Source organism: Anaerotignum faecicola (genome assembly GCA_024460105.1).
Taxonomy (GTDB): domain Bacteria; phylum Bacillota; class Clostridia; order Lachnospirales; family Anaerotignaceae; genus JANFXS01.
The window spans coordinates 481,219-505,930 of the sequence record JANFXS010000001.1; the positions used below are offsets into that span (position 1 = coordinate 481,219).

19 protein-coding genes are annotated in these 24,712 nt (G+C 42.5%); 4 read left to right on the top strand and 15 right to left on the bottom strand.

Annotated features, from left to right (window positions below):
* Window positions 1-799 precede the first annotated feature (799 nt).
* The 5 genes from NE664_02105 to NE664_02125 form a co-directional block, all read right to left on the bottom strand.
* On the bottom strand, window positions 800-1,876 hold the full coding sequence (locus NE664_02105) for an ABC transporter substrate-binding protein (GenBank protein MCQ4725455.1): 1,077 nt from the start codon (window positions 1,874-1,876) through the stop codon (window positions 800-802).
* Window positions 1,873-2,661, bottom strand: a complete 789-nt coding sequence (locus tag NE664_02110; GenBank protein MCQ4725456.1) for an ABC transporter permease — start codon at window positions 2,659-2,661, stop codon at window positions 1,873-1,875. The genes NE664_02105 and NE664_02110 overlap by 4 nt, the downstream gene beginning before the upstream one ends.
* Window positions 2,658-3,503, bottom strand: coding sequence for an ABC transporter permease (locus NE664_02115; GenBank protein MCQ4725457.1), 846 nt, complete (start codon window positions 3,501-3,503; stop codon window positions 2,658-2,660). Before NE664_02115 ends, NE664_02110 begins: the two co-directional genes overlap by 4 nt.
* 2 nt (window positions 3,504-3,505) lie before the next feature.
* On the bottom strand, window positions 3,506-5,074 hold the full coding sequence (locus NE664_02120; GenBank protein ID MCQ4725458.1) for an ABC transporter ATP-binding protein: 1,569 nt from the start codon (window positions 5,072-5,074) through the stop codon (window positions 3,506-3,508).
* A 97-nt stretch (window positions 5,075-5,171) separates the two neighbouring features.
* Complete coding sequence (locus tag NE664_02125) at window positions 5,172-5,705, bottom strand: XRE family transcriptional regulator (GenBank protein ID MCQ4725459.1); 534 nt, start codon at window positions 5,703-5,705, stop codon at window positions 5,172-5,174.
* Between the two features lie 444 nt (window positions 5,706-6,149).
* On the opposite strand from NE664_02125, the gene NE664_02130 reads away from it, so the two are divergent.
* The gene (locus NE664_02130; protein MCQ4725460.1) at window positions 6,150-6,986 is read left to right on the top strand and encodes a Cof-type HAD-IIB family hydrolase; all 837 of its coding nucleotides are present in this window, start codon (window positions 6,150-6,152) and stop codon (window positions 6,984-6,986) included.
* 527 nt (window positions 6,987-7,513) lie between these two features.
* Here the strand turns inward: NE664_02130 and NE664_02135 are convergent.
* Window positions 7,514-8,026, bottom strand: a complete 513-nt coding sequence (locus NE664_02135; protein MCQ4725461.1) for a cysteine hydrolase — start codon at window positions 8,024-8,026, stop codon at window positions 7,514-7,516.
* Window positions 8,027-8,161: 135 nt separating this feature from the next.
* Between NE664_02135 and NE664_02140 the strand changes: the two genes are divergently transcribed.
* Window positions 8,162-9,718 (top strand): ATP-binding cassette domain-containing protein, encoded by a 1,557-nt coding sequence (locus NE664_02140; protein ID MCQ4725462.1) that lies wholly within the window; start codon window positions 8,162-8,164, stop codon window positions 9,716-9,718.
* A 265-nt stretch (window positions 9,719-9,983) separates the two neighbouring features.
* Here NE664_02140 and NE664_02145 read toward each other — a convergent pair whose 3' ends face one another.
* The 3 genes from NE664_02145 to cysK all read right to left on the bottom strand — a co-directional run bounded on the left by NE664_02145 (window position 9,984) and on the right by cysK (window position 13,362).
* Window positions 9,984-10,400 (bottom strand): YjdF family protein, encoded by a 417-nt coding sequence (locus NE664_02145; protein ID MCQ4725463.1) that lies wholly within the window; start codon window positions 10,398-10,400, stop codon window positions 9,984-9,986.
* Between the two features lie 408 nt (window positions 10,401-10,808).
* Complete coding sequence (locus NE664_02150; GenBank protein MCQ4725464.1) at window positions 10,809-11,357, bottom strand: DUF2148 domain-containing protein; 549 nt, start codon at window positions 11,355-11,357, stop codon at window positions 10,809-10,811.
* 1,075 nt (window positions 11,358-12,432) lie between these two features.
* Window positions 12,433-13,362, bottom strand: a complete 930-nt coding sequence (gene cysK, locus NE664_02155; protein ID MCQ4725465.1) for a cysteine synthase A — start codon at window positions 13,360-13,362, stop codon at window positions 12,433-12,435.
* 349 nt (window positions 13,363-13,711) lie between these two features.
* Here cysK and NE664_02160 point away from each other — a divergent pair, with 349 nt between their 5' ends.
* Entirely contained in the window at window positions 13,712-14,311 is a 600-nt protein-coding gene (locus tag NE664_02160; GenBank protein ID MCQ4725466.1) for a formate/nitrite transporter family protein, read from the top strand.
* A 423-nt stretch (window positions 14,312-14,734) separates the two neighbouring features.
* Here the strand turns inward: NE664_02160 and NE664_02165 are convergent, their stop codons facing one another.
* The 4 genes from NE664_02165 to NE664_02180 all read right to left on the bottom strand — a co-directional run bounded on the left by NE664_02165 (window position 14,735) and on the right by NE664_02180 (window position 20,595).
* Entirely contained in the window at window positions 14,735-14,887 is a 153-nt protein-coding gene (locus NE664_02165) for a hypothetical protein (GenBank protein ID MCQ4725467.1), read from the bottom strand.
* Window positions 14,888-14,898: 11 nt separating this feature from the next.
* Window positions 14,899-15,057, bottom strand: a complete 159-nt coding sequence (locus NE664_02170) for a rubredoxin (protein ID MCQ4725468.1) — start codon at window positions 15,055-15,057, stop codon at window positions 14,899-14,901.
* 27 nt (window positions 15,058-15,084) lie between these two features.
* On the bottom strand, window positions 15,085-16,848 hold the full coding sequence (pyk, locus tag NE664_02175; protein ID MCQ4725469.1) for a pyruvate kinase: 1,764 nt from the start codon (window positions 16,846-16,848) through the stop codon (window positions 15,085-15,087).
* 258 nt (window positions 16,849-17,106) lie between these two features.
* A complete protein-coding gene (locus NE664_02180) occupies window positions 17,107-20,595 on the bottom strand; it encodes a DNA polymerase III subunit alpha (GenBank protein MCQ4725470.1) in 3,489 nt (1,162 codons plus the stop codon).
* Between the two features lie 196 nt (window positions 20,596-20,791).
* Between NE664_02180 and NE664_02185 the strand changes: the two genes are divergently transcribed.
* The gene (locus tag NE664_02185) at window positions 20,792-21,694 is read left to right on the top strand and encodes a DMT family transporter (protein ID MCQ4725471.1); all 903 of its coding nucleotides are present in this window, start codon (window positions 20,792-20,794) and stop codon (window positions 21,692-21,694) included.
* Window positions 21,695-22,058: 364 nt separating this feature from the next.
* Here NE664_02185 and NE664_02190 read toward each other — a convergent pair whose 3' ends face one another.
* Both NE664_02190 and NE664_02195 read right to left on the bottom strand, forming a co-directional pair.
* A complete protein-coding gene (locus tag NE664_02190) occupies window positions 22,059-23,420 on the bottom strand; it encodes an MATE family efflux transporter (GenBank protein MCQ4725472.1) in 1,362 nt (453 codons plus the stop codon).
* A gap of 285 nt (window positions 23,421-23,705) precedes the next feature.
* Entirely contained in the window at window positions 23,706-24,680 is a 975-nt protein-coding gene (locus NE664_02195; GenBank protein ID MCQ4725473.1) for a 2-hydroxyacid dehydrogenase, read from the bottom strand.
* Window positions 24,681-24,712 lie beyond the last annotated feature (32 nt).

Below are 24,712 nucleotides of genomic sequence, written 5' to 3' on the forward strand. Positions count from 1 at the left end.
TCTTTTATAAAATTTACATTTTTAACCCGTTAAAATTTTAAGCGTTTATTTCTGTGTACATTTCGACGTAAATTTATAAAGCTTTACCGATTTCCTATGTGCTTTTTGTTTATATTAAAATGGACGATGTGTTGCGGGTAAAACTCCATGCCGCCTCCATTCGGCTAAATATGGCAATTTAAAGTTTTGATCCGAAATTGCTCCGGCTAATTTGCTGCAAACGTTTCCGCATTGCAACAATATAGGGCCGCGACGGTTTTTTTTCGTCTGTCTGTTTATACCTTCGCTTGCATTAGAATTTTTTTACATAATACGAAAGCCGATATTAACGGACTTAGCTTTAAATTGTTGTAAAAAGATGTGTATATAATTTCATTTTTTTTATTCTAATCTTAAATTTCCCGGTATATTTTCGTATAAATTCAATCAATAATTATTCAAATAAAGCATATTAATAAAATATTGTTCATTATAAACGCGATATAATACCGTTATATTCCATATATCATTCTTAATTTTGAAGCGCATCCTTTAATATTTCCATTAAAAACTATATATTTCATATATTTTTCTATACAAAAGCATCGTTTGTGTAAAATTTCATCCGCTTTTTGAAAACAAAAGCGTTTCCGCCTATGCAATATTATGAATTAATCCTGCCGAAAACCAAATGAACGGAACAAATTTTGAAATTTATATAATTAAAAACCGCCGCACAAATGATCTGCAATCATCTGCACGGCAGTTTTATATTCATTAATCTATACAGCGTATAAATTCCTTAAAATACCGTTCGCTTTTATTTTTCCGCTTTAACTTTAATCCAAAGATCCGAAAGTTTCTGTTTTAAAACCTCGTTGTCCCTGAAAATCTCATCTTTATCGTATCCCATCCTCGGAAGGTAAGCCTCGTTATCCGCATATAAACCGCCTTCACCGCTCATTTCATCAAGAACTTCCTGGTTGCTTGAAGCATAGCCAACCGTTTCGCTGTTGCCGTACGACGCGTCATATGTCAGAACATAGTTTATAAATTCATGGGCAAGTTCCGGATTTTCGGCATTGGCTGGTATAACCATAGCGTCGCTCCAAAGGTTTGTTCCTTCCGACGGCATGAAATATTCCATATCCTCATTTTCGTCAAGTATAACCGTCGCATCGCCGCTGTAAACAACCGCTATATCCTTGTCGCCGTTCATCATACTGTCAATTACTTCATCTGTTACATATATAGGTTCCATTGTATCGTTAAGTTCCCTGAGCCATTCATACGCCTCGTTTATTTCTTCCTCATTATCGGTATTCATAGAATATCCGAGCGCTTTAAGGGCAACCATAAACGAGTCCCTTTCGGAATCGTACATATAAATCCTGCCTTTGTAATTTGTATCTTTTAATATTTCCCAGCCTTTTTCCTCAATAAGTTCCGTAGGCACGTTTTCCTTATTATATACAAGGCCTACTGTCCCCCAGAAATACGGCACGGAATATGTGTTGTCAGGGTCGTAGTCAAGGTTTTTTACACCGTCGGAAAGGTTTTCTATATTAGGTATAAGGCTTTTGTCTATTTCCATAAGCATGTCGTTTGCAATAAGCCTTTCAATCATATAATCCGAAGGCACAAGCACGTCGTATGAATCTCCTGCCTGAAGCTTGGTGTACATCATTTCATTTGAATCAAAATATTCGACGATAACGTCAACGCCGAACTCATCCTCAAAGTCCGAAATCAGGTTTTCACCCATATATTCGCCCCAGTTGTAAAGCTTTAACGTATTTGAGGAATATTTTTCTTCTCCTCCCTCCGAATTCGAGCTGCCGCCGCATCCGCTTAATAAAAGCGCGGCTCCTAAAAAACATACGATTAATTTTTTCATTTTGCACTTTTCCTTTCTTTAATTAATGGGATTATATTAATAAGCACAAGCGCTATTGTTATCAACAGTATTATAATTGTGCTTAAAGCATTTATTGAAGGGTTTATACGTTTGCTCATCGTATAGACCATAATTGAAATGTTGCTTACTCCGTTGCCAGTAACAAAATATGATATAATAAAATCGTCAAAGCTCATTGTAAACGCTATTAGGGCCCCTGATATAATTCCCGGCATTATCTGTGGCACTATAACTTTAGTAAGGGCCTGCCAAGGCGTAGCCCCAAGATCCATGCATGCGTCTGCAAGGTTCGGATCCAAGCTTCTAAGCTTAGGCGATACGCTAAGCATCACATACGGTATGCAGAACATTACATGCGCCGCAAGCATTGTGCCAAGCCCCTTTTTAACACCTAATGCGCTGAAAAACATAAGAAGCCCTATTGCCGTTACTATTTCGGGGTTCATAATAGGCAGATCGTTTACCCTTTCAACCATAGCCTTAACAACTTTATTGCTTTTTGAAAGCCCTATTGCCGTTATAGTGCCTACGAATGTTGAAATAACCGTTGCCAGCACAGCTACAAGTATAGTGTATCCAACAGCGTCCATCATATCGCCGTTATTAAACATTTTTTCATACCAACGCAGTGAAAACCCGTTCCAGTGGGTCAGGCTTTTGTTGCTGTTGAAAGAGAATATAATTGTGTATATAATCGGGGCGTAAAAAAACAGCATCATTATGCCCATAAATATTTTCGAAAGTATTTTCGGCCTTTTTTTCATTTTTTAACAAGGCCCCCTTTCCCTTCCGGATCAGCGTCAACCCTTTTCGCTATATACATGGAAATCATAATAATAATTGCCATAATAAGCGAAATCGCGCTTCCGAAATTCCAGTTGCCGCTTGTCAGGAATTGGCTTTCAATTACGTTGCCGATAAGCACATACTGCCCGCCTCCCAAAAGCTTCGGTATAAAAAAGCTTGAAACGGCCGGAAGGAATACAAGGGTTATCCCGCTTATAACGCCCGGCATCGAAAGAGGCAGTGTAATTTTTAAAAAGCACTTAACCTTATCGGCGCCCAAATCGCTTGCGGCCTCCAAGAGGCTTTTATCCATTTTGGTAAGCGACGTATAGATCTGCAATATCATAAAAGGTATAAAGTTATAAACCATTCCGAGTATAACGGCAAAGCTTGTGTGCAGCATTTTTACTGGGCCTATTCCGAAAAATCCCAGTATTGTGTTTATTATGCCGTCGTTTTGGAGTATTCCCATCCATGCGTATGTCCTTACAAGCATGTTGATCCACATTGGTATTGTTATAAGCAGCACAAGCATTATCTTTGTTTTCGGCTTTGAATTTGCAATTATATAAGCGGCGGGGTACCCCAAAATTATGCATATAACGGTTGTTATAACAGCAATTAAAAGCGACCGTTTTAAAACGTCGAGAAATATCGGATCGCTGAAAAACTTCCCGAAATTTTCCAATGTAAACCTGAATGTCGTCACATCGTTGCCCTTTGAAGTAAAAGCATACATAAGTATCAAAAGCATAGGCAGGACAATCATAACCGCCATCCATATTATGTATGGCAGAGCCATACGGCGAAATTGTTTCATGCTTATCCCTGCCTTTCCATAATATGTATATCCTCCGGCACGAACATAAGGCCCACTTCGTCGCCGACTTCATATTTGTCGGTAGTATCTACTTTATATTCATAGCCTTCCGTTTTGAATGTAACGTCATAATCGCCCGCGGCGATATTTTCGGGATCAAACGAATATTCAACATCCGTTATCTCAACGGGCGAATCGTCCTCAAGGCTCCATGCAGAAGCGTTCGCCCACGTTTTAAGATCTGTTTCAAGGGCAATGCTCTCCATTATTTCGTCAACCTTTTTAAAGAAGTTAACGGCATATATTTCCTCCTGATAAACATTGCTTACAATCCTGTTTTCATCGCGAACAATCATATTTGCAGTCGCTATAGTGCCTGCCGCCGTTGAAAACGTAACCGGATATACGCCGTTTTTAGGCTCGATCCTGTACTCTACCTTGTTTATGGAAATAAGGCTGTCTGTATCCGGGTTCCATGCTTGGGCGTCGGCCCTCGCAATTATATCGCTTTCGGTAAGTTCCTCTATGTCGCTTACATCGAGATAAAAATCGTTGGCGCTCATTTTTTCATTGGCTTCGCTGTTGAAAACAGGACGATCCTCGGAAACGTGCATTTTAACCGTTATGCTTGTTCCGGCGCGCGTTTCGACGACAGTTTCATAATGTACGCCTTTAAAAAGCACGCTTTTTACAACGCCTTTTAGCTTGCCCTTTTCCTTAGGCACTATGTCCAAATCCTCCGGACGTATAACTACGTCGACTTTCTCATTTTCTCCGAAGCCCGTATCGACACATTCAAATTTTTTGTCCTCAAACATAACAAGCCTGTCGCGTATCATAACGCCGTCTATAATATTGCTTTCGCCTATAAAATTTGCGACAAATTCATTCACAGGCTCGTTGTATATATCGGTAGGGCTTCCTATCTGCTGTATCTCCCCGTCTTTCATAACAACGATTTTATCGCTCATGGTGAGGGCTTCTTCCTGGTCGTGGGTTACATAAATAAACGTAATTCCGACTTCCTGCTGTATTTTTTTCAGCTCGTGCTGCATTTCTTTCCTAAGTTTAAGATCAAGCGCGCCAAGCGGCTCGTCAAGCAGAAGCACCATAGGCTCGTTAACAAGCGCGCGGGCTATCGCCACCCTCTGCTGTTGGCCTCCGCTCATTTCCGTTACGGCCCTTTTTGCATAATCCTCAAGATTTACAAGCTTCAGCATACGTTTAACTTTTTGCTCTATAATATCTTTCGGTTCTTTTTTTATCTTTAGTCCGAAAGCCACATTGTCGTAAACATTCATATGAGGAAAAAGCGCATACTTTTGGAAAACAGTATTTATTTCCCTCTTATACGGCGGCACGCCGCTTATTTCCTGCCCGTCGAATATAAGCTGTCCCTCGTACCCTTCAAGGAAACCTCCAAGTATCCTTAAAAGAGTTGTTTTTCCGCAGCCGGAAGGCCCCAAAAGGGTAACGAATTCGTTTTCGTATATATCAAGGTTAATCCCTTTTAAAACAAGCTGCCCGTCAAACTCCTTAACTATGTTTTTAAACTGAATTAATTTTTTCATTTCCCTCTCCCCACTGAAATTTTAGAATACTCCCTTTTAAACGCGATCCGCGCCCGCTAAGCGGTAAATTTCATTATACCGAAAAAACGGCGGCGGCCTAAAACAGAGGCGGGGTTGAAACCCATAAAACTTTTGCCGCCGTTTTCCTGTCGTTTCTTAAATAATGAAAATCCCTTCCGTTGAGATAAAATGTTTCCCCTTTTTTAACAAAATATTCCTTGTCGCCGTTTACAAGCGTAACGCGCCCTTCAAGCACAAAACCGAATTCCTCTCCGTCGTTTGGGTTAAGCTCAAACGTTTTCTGCCCAGCCTCAAGCTCTATAAGCACGGGTTCCATTTCATTTTTCTGGGAATTAGGCACAATCCAGTTAACCTTATACCCTTCCCGTTCGTCAACAAAAAAATCGTCCTCCTTAAAAACGATTTTTTCGTCTTTCGCCTCGCTGAAAAATTCGGAAAGCGTTGTTCCCAAAGCCTCGAGTATATCGTTTAAAGTCGCTATGGAAGGGGAAGTCAGGTTCCTTTCAAGCTGAGATAAAAAACCCTTTGTCAGTTCGCATCGGCTTGCAAGCTCTTCAAGGGTAAGCCCCTTCTGCGTCCTAAGCTGCTTTATTTTTATTCCTATATCCATAAAACGCCCCCGGAAAAAGTTATCTAATACTAAACAAACAAATTATTTTTACTAAACTCAGAACATTATACTATACGCCGTAATTTTTTCAAGTATTTGTAAACAAATAATTTATTTTTATTAAACATACATAACGGCACGCCGTTTTTCGGATATTAAATTAAACACAATACATAAAACGACAAAACCAACGGTAAATTATTTATTTGATAACGGTAAACAAAACGCTTATTTTAACGGCTTTTGTCCCATTTAAAAATACATCCGGTCCCGCTCATTGTTCAAATACTCCACTCAATGTTTAAAAACCCCTCTCCAAACGATACCCATACCCAAATATGCGATATTGAGCCGCTCTTTTATCAAGCATTCGCACCTTACTTGCAGATAAAGGCCGTATGTGTTAATATTACAGTAAATTTAGCGGAGGAAGGTGCTGGCAAAATGGCGTCTAAAATAAAACTGATTGCAAGCGATCTGGACGGCACGCTGCTTACGTCCGACAAAAAAATCCCACCGGCCCTTGCCGACGGGATTTCCGGTTTAATAAAACGCGGCGTAATATTTGTACCGGCTACGGGAAGGCCGCTTGGCTCAATCCCAAAAGACGTATTTGATATAAAGGGGATCAAGTATGTAATATCGTCAAACGGCGCGGCCGTTAAAAACATTCAGACAGGAATCGAAATTATAAGGACTTGTCTTAACGCCGATATAGGGCTAAGTATAATTGAAAACACAAGAAACAAAGAAATAATGGCGGAACTGTTTTCCGAAGGCATAGCCTACACGGAAAAACGATTTATAGAGTGTGTCGATAAATATGCCGTAAGCGCCGCCCATATGGAATATGTGCTTTCAACAAGAAAACCAATAGACGACAGCGCCGATTTCATACGCCGAAACAGCTGCCGCATTGAAAATATAAACCTTATATTTAAAGACAAAAACCTTAGGGCGGAATTTAAAAATCACCTTTCGGCCCGCAAAGACATTTCAGTTACAAGTTCTTCGCCCAATAACATAGAAATCACAAGTTCTTCGGCAACAAAAGGCCGGGCGCTCAAACTGCTGTGCGAAAAGCTTTCCGTAAAACCGTGTGAAGTTATGGCTTTCGGCGACAACGGCAATGATGAAGATATGCTGGGTTTTGCCGGCGTCGGAGTTGCGACGGCAAACGGGGAAGAGCATATTAAAAAGCTGGCCGACTACGTTACCCTTTCATGCGATGAAGGCGGCGTACTGCATGCAGTCAACAAATTTATGGACATGTTTATATAGCGTTTTTACGCCGTTCGGATAATAAGCCTTTTTTCTTCATAACCCCCGCGCTTTCACGGCTTCTTGCAGTTCAAAAAAATTTAAAGGCCGCCGCGGAACCGTCCGAAAACTTTCTTCCTGAAACCGCAATGAAAATTAATCGGCGGATACTTTTAATTTATAAAGACATATACGTTCCCCGAATATTATTTATGCGGCGCACAAGTCGCATAGTTTCTCCGAATGAATGTTCCAGCCTTCGTCCATGCGCTAACTATGCTGAATCCACTGCTTCCGGCTTTTTCCGGAAGTAATTCAAAAACGTCCGCTCATATTATGCGTTAATAAATATTTAAAAAAATTCCATTATGAGAAATATTTTTTCTTATTGTTCGCGGCAATACATAAAAATAAAAAACGCCGTTCAAACATAAAACGGCGTTTAACATGCTTAACACGGCAAAATTCCAATTACAGGCCGCGTATTTTTTATGTTACTAAATTCAATAATGAAAGTTTCTTATTCCTCTTCCGAAAATATTCCCCGCTTAGTAAACCTCTATTTGGCACATACCCATTGCGCCTAACGCCCTTTCATGGCTTTCGGGCGTAACCCCCGCGCAGCACGACCTGTCTACGGCAATCGGCGTTTCCCACAATGCGGCCTTTAACAAAAGCGCGTTTGATATAACGCATATATCCGTACAAAGGCCTATAAGCGTAATTTTATCATACCCCCTGCCTTTTACAAAAGCCGCCAATTCCTCGGAGCCGAAAGTCGGCTTATCGATAACAGACGCACACTTTCCTTTCCCTGCATTAAAAACCCTTTCGTCTATTTTCCATCCTTCGGTATCCTTAATACAGTGTATAACCGGAAGGTTTCTGCCCTCCGCCGTTTCAAGGTAGCCGTCGTAATGGGTATCCCTTGTATAAATAACCTCGCCGTCAAAATCTTTTATCTTTTTAACCACGTTTTCAACAATGGCCCGAGCCTCCTTTGTCCCCAGGCTCCCTTCAATAAAATCCTTCTGCATATCGACAACTATTAAAGCTTCCATTTAAAAATTCCCCCTTTTATACGGCATTTTACCACTCTGTGGACACAATGTACAGTTTTAGTATTGAAATAATGCCGCGGCCATTGTAATATAATAATCGCCGCCGATTTGTATATATTAGTAAGGAGAATCAGAATGAGTATTTTAAACGTACAGAATTTAAGCCACGGCTTTGGCGACAGGGCAATATTCAATAATGTATCGTTCCGCCTTCTTAAAGGCGAACACGTCGGCTTTGTCGGAGCAAACGGCGAAGGCAAAAGCACATTTATGAGTATTGTTACCGGTAAGCTTATGCCGGATGAAGGTAAAATCGAATGGAGCAAAAATGTCAAAGTCGGCTACCTTGATCAGCACACGTCGCTTGAAAAGGGCCAGACAATACGCGATGTTTTAAAAAGCGCATTCTCGCCGCTTTTCGCCCTCGAAAGCCGTATGAACGATATATGCGACAGCATGGGGGACGCGGAACCCGAAGAAATGGAAAAAATGATGGAAGAGCTTGGCGAAATACAGGACACGTTAACCGTCCATGATTTCTATATAATCGATTCAAAAGTGGAGGAAGTCGGCCGCGCCCTGGGGCTGGAGGACATCGGCATGGACCGCGACGTTATGGAACTTAGCGGAGGGCAGCGCACAAAAGCGCTTTTAGGCAAGCTTCTTCTTGAAAAGCCCGATATACTTCTTCTCGACGAACCTACGAACTACCTTGACGAAAACCACATCGAATGGCTCAAGCGGTATTTAAACGAATACGAAAACGCATTTATACTTATTTCCCATGACATACCGTTCCTCAACAGCGTCGTCAACCTTATTTACCACGTTGAAAACGCCGAAATAAACAGGTATGTTGGAAATTATGATAAATTCCTTGAAGTTTACGCCATGAAACGCGCCCAGCTTGAAGCCGCATATAAAAAACAGCAGCAGGAAATAGGCGAGCTTAAAGACTTCGTGGCAAGGAACAAAGCCCGCGTTTCAACAAGGAATATGGCCATGAGCCGTCAAAAGAAACTTGATAAAATGGAAATAATAGACTTAGGGCATGAAAAGCCAAAACCCGAATTCAACTTTAAAGAAGCGCGCGCCGCAAGCCGCTATATATTCGAAACAAAAGGGCTTGTAATAGGTTATGACGAACCTCTCAGCCGTCCATTGGATTTGACAATGGAACGCGGGCAGAAAATCGTGCTTAAAGGCGCCAACGGTATAGGAAAAACGACGCTTTTAAAAAGTATAATCGGCCTTATCCCTCCCATAAGCGGCGCAACACAGCTTGGAGATTATCTTTACACAGGATATTTCGAACAGGAGAAAAAATACACTGACAACGTCACGTGTATTGACGAAATTTGGAAAGAGTTTCCGAGCTATACCCAGTATGAAGTGCGAAGCGCCCTTGCAAAATGCGGGCTTACCACAAAGCATATTGAAAGCATGGTTAAAGTGCTGAGCGGCGGCGAGCAGGCCAAAGTCCGCCTCTGCAAGCTTATTAACAGGGAAACTAACGTACTGCTTTTAGACGAGCCCACAAACCACTTGGATCAGGACGCCAAAGACGAATTAAAGCGCGCGCTTAAAGCATATAAGGGAAGCATACTTCTTATATGCCACGATCCGGAGTTTTATGACGGCATAGCTACGGACGTATGGAATTGCGAAAACTGGACGACTAAACAATTCTAAAACCGTTCTTTATAAAATTTTTCAAAAATAAAAACCGTTTATCCGACTGCACAGTACGGCAAACTGCCGAAAACCGTAAATACAATCGGAATAAACGGTTTTTATTATATATCCGAATATAGCCTTAGACTTTTTGTTTTCGGGAGCAATAAGTTTATTGCTCCCGTTAATTCCCGCCGGACTCCTTCTGTACACGGCCGCGCATAATTGTCAAACCGAAATTTCACATAACCTTTAATCTTTTTTGCCAATATAATATCCCTTGTCACCTGCCTCGGCGCTTCTTTTTCCTTTTTTGCCGTTTCAGTTCAAACTGCCGCTGTTTTTCCGCTTCACGCCGTTCACGGCTAATGATTTTTCGTTCAACTTTCGACTGCTCCCGCTGTAATTTCAAAGCAAGCTGCGATTTTGTGCCTACGCCTCTGCATTTTACGCTTTTCCGCACTTCGCGCCGTATACGTTTTGGATTTCCGGCAGTTTTCTTTATATCGGCCGTTATCTCCGAACTGTATTTCAGCTTATAATAATTTCTCAGTATAAAATCGTATACCTCGCCGTCCTTCGGCTCGGAGCCGAATATAACCCGGCATACTCTCAGCCTGCCATTCCATATACATTCAAAAACACCCGTCCAGAACGGTTCCTCAAAAAATACCGTCAGTCTGCCAGATACATTATCCATGGCAATTCCTCCTTAAATAAATTTAATAAGCAAAGAACGGACGACCCTAAGGAGGGAGGGTTACTTACACCAAACGGTGCGGCCGGGCTACCTACCGGCTCTGCAAGGAAAATTCCTTTGCGCTGCGTTTTTATCTTTGCATTTTGATTGTACCATATGTTCAATCACTTAGCCATAAAAAATCGGGACACAGCCTCTGCCATGCCCCTCTTCTTTTTTTAATCCGTTTCAGAATAAATCCGAATATATTTTCCTCTTAAATTTTTATATACAGCGTCATCCTCACTCCGCCGAAATTTCAAGCCTTGTATTTTTGGTTCCCGTTTTTAAAAGCGAAAATAATGCAAAACCCTTATCCCGTTTTTACAAAACAGACATTCCTTACCGAACATTCAAAAACACGCCTGATCAGTCATGAAAAATTCCTCTGTCAAAAAAGATATTTTTGCCCGAAACCGAAACGGGAATTCCAAGCCATATGCACTCGCAAGCGAAATCCATTTCCTCGGCAGTTTTTCCTATCGAATACATAACACGGCAGTCGACTTTATCAATAGCCGCCGCAGATACCGCCGAGGAAACTGCAATACCAAGATCTACATACGCAAATCCGCAGTTTCCGCCAGCTTTTTTGCATCCGTCGCAATCGCCAAAACCACAGTATCCGCAGTGCGGCACTCCAAGCTGTTTTTTGTCGGCTCCGATTAAAACTACTGCATGCGCCGACCGTACATTGGCCGCGTCGCGTCCGTACCATGTATACATTTTGTCGCCCATTTCGCGTGTTCCCACTTCTTCCATTTTCAACGCCAGTTTTTCTTTTTCCTCACCGGTTAAAACAAAAGTATGGATTGTGTCTTTGCCGTGGGCTTTCGGCGCTGTCCTTGCGGCCGCGCACATTCTTGCGGCAGTCTGCATAACAGCCTGCCCTTCTAACTCATTGCTCTTAAACAACATCCTATCGCCCTCCTGTGTATATGCACTGTGTATATACACACTATCATTTATATTCCATTTTGTCAAGCAGTTTTTAAACTTTATCATAGCTTCGGTTTACAAGGACACACACGCCTCACAAGGAAAATTTTCCGCATTTCGGCGTTGCATATGTTTGCCATAGGAGCCGCTATGTCGGCACATATGCGCCTTGAACTGCAAAAAATTTTTCCCTTGTGAGGTCAAAGAGTTTTAAGCGGCGGCAGCGGCGTAAGAGCAAGGCAAAGACGGGCAAACGCCGCAAACCCTGCGGCAAGCGGCTTTAACACGGCTATTGTGCCGCTTCCGCCGCTTAAAACCGCGTGTGACCTTATAAACCGAAGCTAAGCACAAAATAAACTTCAAAAATATTATTCTGTTAATATGATAAAACCATTTCCTTGACGTCCGTATAAAAAACCTGCTTAATAAAAATTTAAACCGTCCGCACCTAACCTATTTAATTTATAAACGCCAACTCCTATATACTGATTGTCCATGGATAATAACGCATCAAAAATTTTATAGCCGTTTTAGGCAGACGCATAGTTGTTGAACAGACAAAATCCGCTGAAATCAAGGCGCGCCGCCGTAAAAGCAAGTAAGGAATCCGAAACGGCATGCCTCTTCCGGATTGTCTTTAACCGTACAGACAAAAAAACAGCTGTCCCTATTTAAAGCGGACAGCCTCTATTACTTATTAAATTTCGCAATACTCTGAAAACATCGGCAAATCTTAACTATAACCTTAAATCTGCCGAATTAATTTAACGGTATTTTATAAAACAAAATCCCGCCGCCTGTATTTCATATGTTTGCATACTTAACATGCCATCAAAACAGGAAAACAAACTTAATACATAATGAGTTTTTATTTGCCTTCCATACAATATTTGTTTTGTTTCCCGGTCTTTCACGAGAATATTCCTTCATCCGGCAATATGCGGAAATATCCGAAGCAAAAACCCGATTCTGTATTTTTATAATAAAACCTATAATATCACGCCGTGCGAATACTTTTATGCCGAATGATAAATTTACAGCCGCGCCTCTTTAATTATTCAAAAAGCTTAGTGCTGAAATATCTCTCCCCTGTATCCGGCAGCAACGTAACAACTGTTTTTCCCCTGCCGAGCTTTTTTGCAAGCTTAACTGCCGCCGTGACATTGGAGCCGCTTGATATGCCGCACAGCAATCCCTCTTCACGCGCAAGGCGTTTCGACATTTCCAAAGCCTCCTCATCCGTTACGATACAGATCCCATTATATATATTCGTGTTCAGGTTATCCGGTATAAGTCCGTCGCCAATTCCCATTTGTATGTGCGTGCCAACTTTATGCCCGGAAAGTATTGCGGCGTTTTCAGGTTCCACCGCCCATATCTCAACGGAAGGGTTATCTGCCTTAAGGACCTCTCCTATGCCTGTTATAGTTCCTCCCGTGCCTATTCCGGAACAGAAGCCGTCTATTTTAACCTCGCCCATCTGCTGAAGTATTTCCATTGCCGTTCCCTTTTTATGCGCCGCGTTGTTGTCAGGATTTACAAACTGCTGAGGAACATATACGTTAGGATCTTCATCCCTCATTTTAAGGGCGGTGTTAAGACACTCGTCAATACACTTTCCAATATCGCCGTCGTCATGAATAAGTATAACCTCCGCCCCATACTGGCTGACAAGCATACGCCTTTCTTCGCTTACGGAATCCGGCATTATAATTTTCACTTTATATCCCTTCACAGCCCCGACAAGCGCTATCCCTATGCCCTGATTGCCGCTTGTAGGCTCCACGATTATTGTATCCTTTGTTATAATCCCTTGTTTTTCCGCTTCGTTAAGCATATTAAACGCCGTTCTTGTTTTTACGGATCCCCCTACGTTAAGCCCTTCATATTTTACATATATGTCGGCCCCGTCCTCCGGCGCAATCCTGTTAAGGCGTATCATAGGCGTGTTGCCCAGCGCTTCGAGAATATTATTATAAATCACGTCAATTACCTCCGCATAAAATATAAACTGATTTAATAAGTATACCATATAATTACGAAAGGTCACACAGCAAATTTACTATTTTTTGCTTTTAACGCCGTTTTTTACACGCCGTTTCATAAGACGCCTACTAATGGGCGGGCCTTATTACAAAATAGAATTCATCTGATATTTTTAGTCATAATTGATAAAAATTTCCATTTTTTTATGTTGACTATTTTACAGCGCATTTTTTTGGACAAAAATCAATAGCAAAATTTCATAATTTAATTCGTTAAATATTGGTCAAATAAGAAATGGAAATATTTTTTAATAAGAATTATAATTCTCGTCTATAGGAGGGGAGAAAATGTATACAATATTCATTAAAGCAGTTATAGCCGGCATATGCATATCCATAGGAGGCACAGTGTTCCTTTCGGTGGAAAATACTGTGGCCGGGGCATTCCTGTTCAGCGTAGGGCTTTTTACGGTTTGTTTTTACCAGTATAATCTGTTTACGGGGAAGGTCGGATACATCCCCCTTCAGAAAGACAAGTTAAAATACTCATATTATCTTATTGTCATATGGATAGGTAATTTAATCGGAGCGTTTGTTTCCGGCATGCTAGTTAACATGACCCGTCTTACAGTAAACGAACGCGCGGCACAGATTTGTTCCGTAAAGCTTGGCGACAGCCCTTTAAGCCTGTTTATACTTGCTTTCTTCTGCGGAATACTTATGTATATCGCCGTAGAAGCATACAAGCGCGGAAACTTTATAGGCATATTTATCTGTGTAACGGTTTTCATCTGTTCGGGCTTTGAGCACTGCGTGGCCGATATGTTTTATTTTTCCGCCGCCAACGTATGGTCGCTGAAAACGCTTTTATATACCGTTGTAATGTCGCTTGGAAATGCGGCCGGAAGTATTTTAATGTGCATAACAAGCAATTTAAAGGAAACATAATTTGTGTTTCGCTAACGGATATTTCATTTAAATGCGCTTTAAACAGCCGTACTCCGACGATTTTAACTATTAAGTATAGCTTTAGTTTACAAGGCCGCCACGCCCAACAATGAAATTTTTTCCGCGTTTTTTGCATGCGCTTTCCATAGAAGCCGCTGTGCCTCTAATGTCTGCTGAAACCCATGCGCGCTCCTGTAAAACGAAACCAATATTAACACATTCAAAAAACCTTCCGCATATTAAGCGGAAGGTTTTTAACTGCCATTAGATTCGGTTCATAGCGCCGCACACGCCCAACAAAGAAAAAATCCCCTCATTTAGGCTACGCTAATCCGGCGGCAAGAAGCTTTAACGCGGCTATCGCGCCGCCGCTGCCCGTTAAAACCGTACGCGCATTTTGTAAAGCGAAACTGCAAACGCCGCTTATATCTCTTCTCCGAACGTATCCTCATAAAGCAGGTATATTTCGTCTTCCGTCCTGCCTTTTATCTCTTTTTCGTAAAAATCCTCATAGCCGGCCGTTTCATAAAATATTTCAAGGGCGGCTATCATATTTTCAAGCTTCTGCTTATCCATATCAAAACCCTCTAAATTTTCTCAAAATCCGTCTTATCAACTTCGCACATCGGGCAGATCCAGTCCTCGGGCAATTCATCAAAGGTTACGCCGGGCAAAATGTCCTGCGTCTTATCGCCGACAGCCGGATCATAAACATATCCGCAAACAATGCATCTGTATTTATCCATAAAAATCCCCCCATGTTTTAAAAAACATTACTGCATATCTTTCGGCATACCTGCATAAACGAAGCCCTTTTCCGCATCAACCGATATAAACGTGCCGTTTTTAATCAAATCGGTTACGCAACTGTTGCATATAACCACAGGAACGTCGAGGGCATGGGCGATTATTTCCGCATGGCTGCCTTCAACCTGATCCATAGGTCCGACAACTATAGCGCTTGCCTGCTTTGCAAACGGAAGGAGATCGTTTGTGGTATACGGCGTTACAAGCACGTCGCCTTTTTTAAACTTTTTAAGCGCCTCGTCGATAACCTTAATAACTGTCGCCTGTCCCGACGCCGATTTTCCGCCTATTCCCGTTCCCTTGCAAATAACGTCGCCCACTATCTCAACGCGCATTGTATTTGTGGAACCCGAAACGCCGACAGGAACGCCAACGGCAATTACGACAGTATCGCCGTTAACGGCAAGGCCGCTTTTTACGGCAGTTTCCATTGCAAGCTCAAAAACTTTGCCGTCGTCAAGTATCCTTTCAAGAAGCACAGGGCGGCATCCCCAGACAAGATTTAACTGCCTCCACACCCTTTCATTGAAAGAACTTGCCGCGATAGGGCATGTCGGCTTGAATTTCGATATCATTCTTGCCGTGAAACCGCTTTTCGTAACCGTAGATATACACGCCGTTTTAAGTTCGGCCGCCGTTGTGCAGGCCGCATAGCTTATGGCGTTTGTGATGTTGGTTTGTTCTGGGTAAAACTGCTGGTGGAGCCTCTTTATATAATTTATACTTCCTTCCGTAGTAACGGCTATACGCGCCATTGTCGATACGCTTTCCACAGGGTACTTTCCGGACGCCGTTTCTCCCGAAAGCATTATAGCGTCGCTTCCGTCAAATATGGCGTTTGCAACGTCGTTGGCTTCCGCCCTTGTCGGACGCGGATTTGACGCCATGCTTTCAAGCATCTGCGTAGCCGTTATAACAGGCTTGCATACGGCGTTTGCTTTTTTAATAAGCTCTTTCTGCACAAGCGGCACTTCTTCTATAGGTATTTCGACTCCGAGATCCCCGCGGGCAACCATTATGCCGTCTGAAACAGCCAGTATCTCGTCAATATTGTTAACGCCTTCCCTGTTTTCGATTTTGGCGATTATAAATATATCCCCGCCCCCGTTTTCTTCAAGGACTCGCCTTATTTTAAGGACGTCTTTCGCGCTTCTTATAAATGAAGCCGCAATATAATCAAATCCCATTTTTACGCCGAATTTAATATCTTCAATATCCCTTTCCGTTAAAGAAGGCAGATTTACATATACGTCCGGTATGTTGACGCCCTTATTTGAACTTAAAAAACCTCCGTTTATAACTTCACATTCAACGTCCGTTTCGCTGAGGCCAGTAACTTTAAGCTCCAAAAGGCCGTCGTCCAAAAGTACGCGGCTGCCTTTTTTAAGGTCTTTCGGTAGATCTTTGTAGGTTACGCCGACTATGTTTCCGTCGCCCTCTACATCTCTTGTAGTAAGTGTAAAAGTACTTCCGCTTTCAAGGTATACTTTTGATTTTGCAAATTTTTTAATTCTTATTTCAGGCCCCTTGGTATCAAGTATAAGAGGTATCGGAGCGTTAAGTTCTTCCCTTGCCTCTTTAAGGTTGTTAATCGTTTGGCCATGGGAATCATAGTCCCCGTGGGAAAAGTTGATCCTTGCCGCATCCATGCCGTTTTCTATGAGTTCTTTGATCTTCTCTTTCGTGTTTGACGCCGGGCCGAGGGTACATACTATTTTTGTTCTTCTCATTTTTATACCACCTCATTATAATATTCAGAACAGTAAGCGGGAAACGGCCGATAACGTCCGGTGCGCGAAACCTTTTCCCGCCGCGCAAAAAGCGCGCATATTTTACAGTAATTCCGCCTGTATACATGTCAGGCGGAATATACGTCATAAACAAAAATCAAAATGACGCCAATACGCGGCATACTTCCGCTTAATTTAATTTTTTCACCATAAGGATACCACATACATACAATTTATGGCAAATCAAAATACAAATATTTACTGACGTCCTTTTAAAACTACGTTGTTTTCACCGATTATATCCTTTAATTCGCGCAAAAGTCCGTCGCTGCCGTCTACCCAACTGCTTTTCGGAGTTCCCAGCATCTGTCCAGTTTCCAAATTCCGTATCCTTACGGGTATATTGCCGCCGTACTTTTTAAGCAAAGGGGCTAAGCTCTCTATTTGGCTCCCGTTTTCAGCCCTGAGAAAAAGCGTTTTGCTCCACGGATCGTTCTTCGGTTTTTCTTCGCCGTTTAAATCCATTATCTTATCGGCCATAAGCTTTCCGTCCTCGCCTTCTGAAATCTGCGCCGATCCCTCTGCAAGTATGACGTTTCCAATATTTAAAAGCCCTATATACTTATTATATACGTTTGGGAATACAACTACTTCAACGCTACCGTACATATCCTCAAGCTGCACAAACGCCATAACTTTATTATTCTTTGTATATTTTATCGTTTTATCCGCTATAAGGCCGCCGGCCGTAACTTTTTGGCCGTCTTTCACACGGTCGGGATTTTCTTCCCCGTTTTCCCCGGCCATGAAGTTTATGGTATTTACGCTTACGCGGCGGCTGAGACGTTCTTCATATTCCGCAAGGGGATGTCCGCTTACATATATTCCGAGAACTTCTTTTTCCATATCAAGCCTGTCTCTTTGGGAATATTCCTCCATAGGCATAAAATCATCGTCTGAGCTTTCTTCTTTAACTTCTCCGTCCATACCGAAAGAAAAAAGGTCTATCTGGCCTTCTATGTTGTTTTTCCTCGCATTGGATATACCGTCAAGCACACTTTTATAGTTTGCCATATACTGGCTCCTCGCGCCGCCGAATCCGTCGAAAGCCCCGGCCTTTATAAAGCTTTCAACAGCACGTTTGTTAATATCGCGCCCGTCCATTCTCTTGAGGAAGTCGGTAAGGCTTTTAAACGCGCCGTTTTTCTCCCTTTCGTTTACAATAGCGTCTATAGCTCCACGACCGACGCTTTTTATCGCCGCAAGGCCGAAACGTATTTTCCCGCCGGAAACGGAAAATTCCTTAAATCCCTCGTTTATATCGGGAGGCAAAAGACCTATCCCCATTTTTTTACATTCAACTATATATTCGGAAACTTTCGTTGAATTATCCATAACGCTTGTCATAAGCGCCGCCATAAATTCTACGGGATAGTACGTTTTAAGCCATGCGGTCTGATAGCCGACAACGGCATAGCAGGCGGCGTGGCTCTTATTGAATGCATATTTTGCAAAATCCGTCATTTCGTCAAATATTTTTTCCGCCACATCAGCCGGAATACCGTTTTTAACGCACCCCGGAACTTCACCTTCAATGCCGTAAACAAAGTTTTTCCTCTCCTCGGCCATTACGGACGCTTTCTTTTTGCTCATGGCGCGTCGCACAAGATCGCTCCTGCCCAGGCTGTATCCTGCCAAATCCCTGACTATCTGCATAACCTGTTCCTGATACACTATACACCCGTATGTCGGTTCAAGTATACTTTCAAGGGCGGGATGAGTATACTGCACATTCTTTCCGCTGTTTTTCCCTTTAACATATTTCGGTATAAACTCCATCGGCCCCGGACGGTAAAGCGAAATGCCCGCTATTAAATCCTCCAGACGCGTAGGCAAAAGTTCCTTCATAAAGGATTTCATGCCGGGGCTTTCAAGCTGGAACACGCCTTCCGTTTTCCCCTGCCGTATCAGCTCGTAAACCTTCTGATCGTCGTCCGGAAGATGATCTATATCAATTTCAATTCCGTGGATACGTTTTATTTCATTAACTGCATTCTGTATAACGGTAAGCGTCCTAAGCCCCAGAAAGTCCATTTTAAGTATGCCAAGTTCTTCCAGTATAGTCATTGTATACTGCGTTGTGACAGCTCCGTCGTTGGAGTTGAGCGGAACATATTCCATTACCGGCTCGCGGCAGATTACGACGCCTGCCGCATGTGTAGAAGCATGCCGCGGCAGCCCTTCGAGGCGTCGGCTTGTATCTATCAGAAACCTTGCCTGTTCGTCGCCGTCATACAGGCTTTTAAGTTCCGGATTTTTTTCAAGCGCCTTGTCTATGGTTATATTAAGTTCAAAAGGTATCATTTTTGAAACACGGTCAACATCCGCATAAGGCATGGCCAAAGCCCGTCCGACGTCTTTAATAGCCGCCCTCGCGGCAAGGGTTCCGAATGTTATTATCTGGGAAACATGATCCTCGCCGTACTTGCCTATTACATAATCGATAACCTCCTGACGCCTTTCATAGCAAAAGTCAACGTCTATATCGGGCATTGAAACACGTTCGGGATTTAGGAAACGCTCAAAAATAAGGTTATACTTTACCGGATCTATAGTTGTTATGTCCAGGCAGTAGCTTACAACGCTTCCCGCCGCGCTTCCCCTGCCGGGACCTACTATAATTCCGTTTTCCTTAGCATATCGTATAAAATCCCAGACTATAAGGAAATAGTCGACATACCCCATATTTTCTATTGTGTCAAGTTCATATTCAAGCCTTTCCCTCAGCTCCGTATCGGCGTTGGGATACCTTTTTTCAAAACCGGCTCGGCAAAGCCTTCGCAAATACCCGGCCGCATCCCCGCCGTCCGGCACGTCGAATTTCGGAAGTTTAAGGTCGTGGAAAGTAAATTCCACATTACATCTTTGGGCTATTTTATACGTGTTCTCCAACGCTTCTTTGGCGTACGGAAAAAGCGCGTACATCTCTTCAGGGCTTTTAACGTAAAACTGCCCGCCTTCGTAACGCATCCTGTTTTCATCGTTAACGGTTTTGCCGGTCTGTATACAAAGCAGTATATCGTGCGGGGCCGCATCCTCTTTGTAAATATAATGGCTGTCGTTTGTGGCAATCATAGGTATTCCTGTTTCTTCATGTATCCTGATGAGCTGCTCGTTGACAATTTTCTGCTCCTTTATGCCGTGGTCCTGAAGCTCAAGAAAAAAGTTTCCCCTTCCGAATATACTGTCATATAAAAGCGCCGTTTCCTTCGCTTTTTCGTATCCTTCGGTAAGTATTGCCCTTGCAACGGGCCCCGCAAGGCATGCGCTTCCGGCGATAAGGCCTTTGGCATACTTCCTCAAAAGCTCCAAATCAACCCTAGGCTTGTAATAAAAACCTTCAAGAAAACCGTATGACACAAGTTTTATAAGGTTTTGATACCCCTCGTTTGTTTCAGCCAAAAGCACGAGGTGATAATATATCCCCCCACGTGAATTATCCTTTATAAAACGGCTTTCGGGAGCGACATAAACCTCACAGCCTATTATGGGTTTAACCCCCGCTTCCTTGGCCGCTTTGTAAAATTCAACCGCCCCGTACATCGCGCCGTGATCCGTTATGGCGATACTGTCCATGCCTAGCTCCTTCACTCGGGCGACAAGTTCCTTTATCTTTGCCGAGCCGTCAAGAAGGCTGTATTCAGTATGTACATGAAGATGTGTAAAATTTAATAATCCCGGTTCCATTTTCCGGCCCCCTTCTCTGAGTATATCACAAACGCCCGCCCTCATTTTCCTGCCCGTTTATAATCAAACGGAGCGTGTACATAGGGCAAAATATATAAAACGGCGTTTAAAGTAAAAATTTGCATATAATTCTTGAAAAAATTTTTATCCGGATATATTATATACAGAAAATATTATTTGCAAAGGAAGGTATATTATGAGCAACCGTACGGCAAAAGGCCACTTTTTCGCATTTCTCTGCGTACTTGTATGGGGCACTACTTTTATTTCAACTAAACTGCTGTTAAAAGAACTTACCCCGATTGAAATTCTTTTTATACGTTTTGCACTGGGATTTGCCGCGCTTTCGGTTATTTCTCCCAGAATTCCGAAACTAAAAGACAGCGTTTCAAAATGGCTTTTCATATGCGCCGGAATATCCGGCATAACCCTCTATTTCCTTTTGGAAAATATAGCTTTGACATATACTCTTGCTTCAAACGTAGGCACTATAGTTTCAGTCGTGCCATTTTTTACAGCCATTATATCATGCCTTGTACTAAAAAACGAGAAGCTTAACGTAAATTTTTTTATCGGATTTGTCGCCGCAATAACTGGAATAGCAATTTTAAGTTATAACGGCGTTTCTGAATTTAAGCTTAATCCTATAGGCGATCTGCTTGCCCTCGCCGCGGCGGCGGCATGGGCAGTCTATACTGTTGCGCTTAACGCCATAAGTTCACGCGGGTACGGTTCAATCGAAACTACCCGTTTTGTGTTTATGATAGGGCTTATATTTATGATACCGGCGCTTTTTATAATGGACTTCAGCCCGGATATTAAAATCATTTTGAATCTTGATATACTTCCAAAACTTCTGTACCTTGGCTTCGGCGCATCCGCGCTGTGCTTTGTGCTGTGGAGCAGGGCAGTCAATTTAATAGGCCCCTTAAAAGCAAGCATGTATATATACGCTTCACCTGTTATAACAGTTATAACAAGCGCGGCAATACTGGGTGAAAAAATAACGCCCCTTTCGGCGGCCGGAGTTGCGCTTGCGCTTATAGGCCTTATAATCGGAGAAAAAGGCAGAAAGCATGAACAATGTAAAAATACATAATTTCATATTATACGGCAACTCCGCATCGGTCCTGAACCGATAACGCCGATTCAAAAACATATGCTTAAAAGCAATTATCATTTGTTAAATAACTTTGCCCTCACGGCTTTTTATACAAAAACGGAAACTGCTGTATTTATCCGTGTTAACTCTATACATGATTTTGCTCCCGCTCACAGTTCAAAACGGCAGTATAAAAAATGTTTTTAACAAATAGGCCCCTATTTTGAGCCTGATGCGGAATTTTTCACTGTTTGCCGCTGTTTTCTTTTTACCGCTGTTTGACGCTCTGCAAAAACAAATTTGAAACCTAAAATGCCGCCGGAACTGCCGGCGGCATTAATGTCACAATATTCCTTTAATATCAGTTTTTTCCAAGAATTTCCTCTTTTTCCTCTATTTGATTAAATTTTTTAGACCATTTTCCCTTTTTATAAAACGCATACATAAAAATTGCCGTAAACACCCATGTAAACGGATAGCATACCTGAACCATTGCAAAGGAAAAATCTATTTTTGAAACTGCAAAAAGATAAATCTGGCGCAAAACTACAAATCCGCCTATCATTACCATCATAGGAACAACGGCCTCTCCGAAACCGCGCATAGCGCCCGCATAAACAAGAGCAATCGTAAGCGTAAAATAAAGCGGCATCAGCATTTTTATACATATATTGCCGTACTCTATAACCTCAGGGTCGGGAGAAAAAATAGAAAGGATCTGAGCCCCGAACATAAGCGCAAGCACGCATGTGGAAATATTAAATATAACCGCGATTACAGCCGATATTTTAACCCCTTCCCGTGCGCGCCGTATTTTTCCGGCCCCGGCGTTCTGCCCAACATACGTTACAAGCGCCAACGATATACTCTGCATGGGCAGAATATAAAAACTGTCTATTTTAAGGTATGCGCTGTATCCGGCTATCGCCGCCGCGCCGAACTGGTTAATATACGCCTGTACCATTACGTTTGAAAAAGCCGTTACAAGCTGCTGTAATCCCCCCGGGAAACCTATAGCCAGTATCATCCTCGAGATTTCCGGAGTATTTTTTATTTCTTTCAGGACAAGGCCGTCTGTTTTAATAAGCAGAATAACGCACAAAGCCGCCGAAAGCGCCTGGGATATGAACGTGGCCCATGCAACGCCTGAAATTCCCATGCCTAACACTACGACAAAAACTATATCCAGCACAACGTTCAAAAGCGATGCGAAACACAAAAAATAAAGCGGCCTTTTAGAATCGCCGACAGCCCTCAATACAGCCGCCGTCATGTTATAAATCAGCACTCCGGCAATTCCGAAAAAGTATATCCTAAGGTAAACCACAGCGTCCGTAAAAACCTCCGGCGGCACATCTATAAGCTCCAAAATATACGGCGAGCCCAAAACGCCTATTATTGTAAAAAGTACGCTGAGTATAATGGTCAGAAAAAACGACGTGTGTATTGCACGGCGCAGCTTGATAACGTCGCCGGAACCGTAAAACTGCGCTATTACCGCGCTTGCGCCTGTGGAAAGTCCCGTAAAAAAACCGACAAGCATCGTTATAATCGGCGACGAAGCTCCTACGGCCGCCAAAGCCTCTTTTCCGACATAACGGCCTACGACTATAACGTCTACCGTATTATAAAGCTGCTGAAAAATGTTGCCTAACAGAAGCGGAAACGTAAAAAGCAGTATCTGCTTCAATATATTCCCTTCCGTCATTGAAGTTGTTTTCACTGCAAAGCCCCCATATCCCTACAAGACTAGACTTATTAACCCCGCTTAAATAGTTTGAAAAAAGTTTTTAATTATTCTGTATTTTTGCAGACAATTTTAAAACTGACGCGTATCTAATTATACAACCCCAAATAAAGTGCGTTTAATACTCATCGTTAAACGCACCCCTTCCTTAGATTATGCCGCCGGGACAACCCCTCCCGCGCGGCATTGTTATTTATGCAAGGCCAAGGCGCTTAACCTATTTTCGCCGAAATTATATGCAAACCGCAAAACGGCTTATTTTCACTTCTTAACGAGATACTGCCCGTTTATTAAATCCTTCGGCGAATTAAAAGGCTGCCCGTTGTGGAATTTAACAATATTGCCGTAGCAGTATTTAACCATATTAATATCATTGTCGGCGGTGTTGCCGCCTGCATGGGCCGTTGCCGAAACGTTTGCCATATGAAGAAGCGGGTGATCCGCGCCCACCGGCTCTTTATTGAAGTTATCTACCCCGGCCCCCAGTATCCTACCGGATTCAAGGGCGTTTATAAGCGCGCTTTCCTCAACAATAGGCCCTCTTGCCGTATTTATAATTATAGCGGTTTTTTTCATCTTTTCAAACTCATTTTTTCCAATCATGCCTATTGTATCTTCTTTTTGCGGAACATGGACAGTTATAATGTCGCTCGTTCTCAAAATATCTTCAAATGTCACAAATTTACATCCGTATTTTTCCTCGAGCCAAGGTTTTCTTTCAATATCATAATACTGCACGTCGGCCCCGAATCCCCCGGTCAAAATTTCGGCAACTTTGCTCCCTATGTTGCCGAGGCCGATTATGCCTACCGTTTTCCCGTTTATCATATAAGAACGCCCGAAAAATTCGCTTTTTGGCCATATCCCTTTTGTCAGATTCCTGTTTATTGCAATAAGGTTCCTGTAAACGCTCAGCATATGCATAACGGCAAGCTCGGCAACAGGGCGGGAATTAACTCCCGGGCAGTTCGCCACGGTTATTCCGAGACTTCCCGCAAGCTTTATATCGCAGTCGTCAAATCCGGCTCCCCACTTTTGAAGCAGTTTAAGATTTTTAGCCGCCGTAAATATTTCGGAATCAACGGCAAGGCGGTTTATGATATATTCAACGTCTTTAAGTTTATTATATTCTTCTTTTCCGTTTATAAATTCTATTTCAAAACCTTCCGGCACATTCTCGATGAGGGCTTTTTTAGCCCCGTCAAAATAAACGCCCGTAAGTCCAATCTTAGGCATATCTTTTCCTCCTTAACGCTTCAAAAGCGTAC

Excerpts from the sequence above, each read along its gene's own strand:
- NE664_02170 (MCQ4725468.1), bottom strand. The coding sequence starts at position 15,057 with ATGGATAAATACAGATGCATTGTTTGCGGATATGTTTATGATCCGGCT.
- NE664_02150 (MCQ4725464.1), bottom strand. The coding sequence starts at position 11,357 with ATGTTGTTTAAGAGCAATGAGTTAGAAGGGCAGGCTGTTATGCAGACT.
- NE664_02145 (MCQ4725463.1), bottom strand. The coding sequence starts at position 10,400 with ATGGATAATGTATCTGGCAGACTGACGGTATTTTTTGAGGAACCGTTC.
- NE664_02125 (MCQ4725459.1), bottom strand. The coding sequence starts at position 5,705 with ATGGATATAGGAATAAAAATAAAGCAGCTTAGGACGCAGAAGGGGCTT.
- NE664_02130 (MCQ4725460.1), top strand. The coding sequence starts at position 6,150 with ATGGCGTCTAAAATAAAACTGATTGCAAGCGATCTGGACGGCACGCTG.
- NE664_02120 (MCQ4725458.1), bottom strand. The coding sequence starts at position 5,074 with ATGAAAAAATTAATTCAGTTTAAAAACATAGTTAAGGAGTTTGACGGG.
- NE664_02165 (MCQ4725467.1), bottom strand. The coding sequence starts at position 14,887 with ATGGATAAGCAGAAGCTTGAAAATATGATAGCCGCCCTTGAAATATTT.
- NE664_02185 (MCQ4725471.1), top strand. The coding sequence starts at position 20,792 with ATGAGCAACCGTACGGCAAAAGGCCACTTTTTCGCATTTCTCTGCGTA.
- NE664_02105 (MCQ4725455.1), bottom strand. The coding sequence starts at position 1,876 with ATGAAAAAATTAATCGTATGTTTTTTAGGAGCCGCGCTTTTATTAAGC.
- NE664_02115 (MCQ4725457.1), bottom strand. The coding sequence starts at position 3,503 with ATGAAACAATTTCGCCGTATGGCTCTGCCATACATAATATGGATGGCG.
- NE664_02195 (MCQ4725473.1), bottom strand. The coding sequence starts at position 24,680 with ATGCCTAAGATTGGACTTACGGGCGTTTATTTTGACGGGGCTAAAAAA.
- NE664_02110 (MCQ4725456.1), bottom strand. The coding sequence starts at position 2,661 with ATGAAAAAAAGGCCGAAAATACTTTCGAAAATATTTATGGGCATAATG.
- NE664_02180 (MCQ4725470.1), bottom strand. The coding sequence starts at position 20,595 with ATGGAACCGGGATTATTAAATTTTACACATCTTCATGTACATACTGAA.
- NE664_02140 (MCQ4725462.1), top strand. The coding sequence starts at position 8,162 with ATGAGTATTTTAAACGTACAGAATTTAAGCCACGGCTTTGGCGACAGG.
- NE664_02135 (MCQ4725461.1), bottom strand. The coding sequence starts at position 8,026 with ATGGAAGCTTTAATAGTTGTCGATATGCAGAAGGATTTTATTGAAGGG.
- NE664_02160 (MCQ4725466.1), top strand. The coding sequence starts at position 13,712 with ATGTATACAATATTCATTAAAGCAGTTATAGCCGGCATATGCATATCC.
- pyk (MCQ4725469.1), bottom strand. The coding sequence starts at position 16,848 with ATGAGAAGAACAAAAATAGTATGTACCCTCGGCCCGGCGTCAAACACG.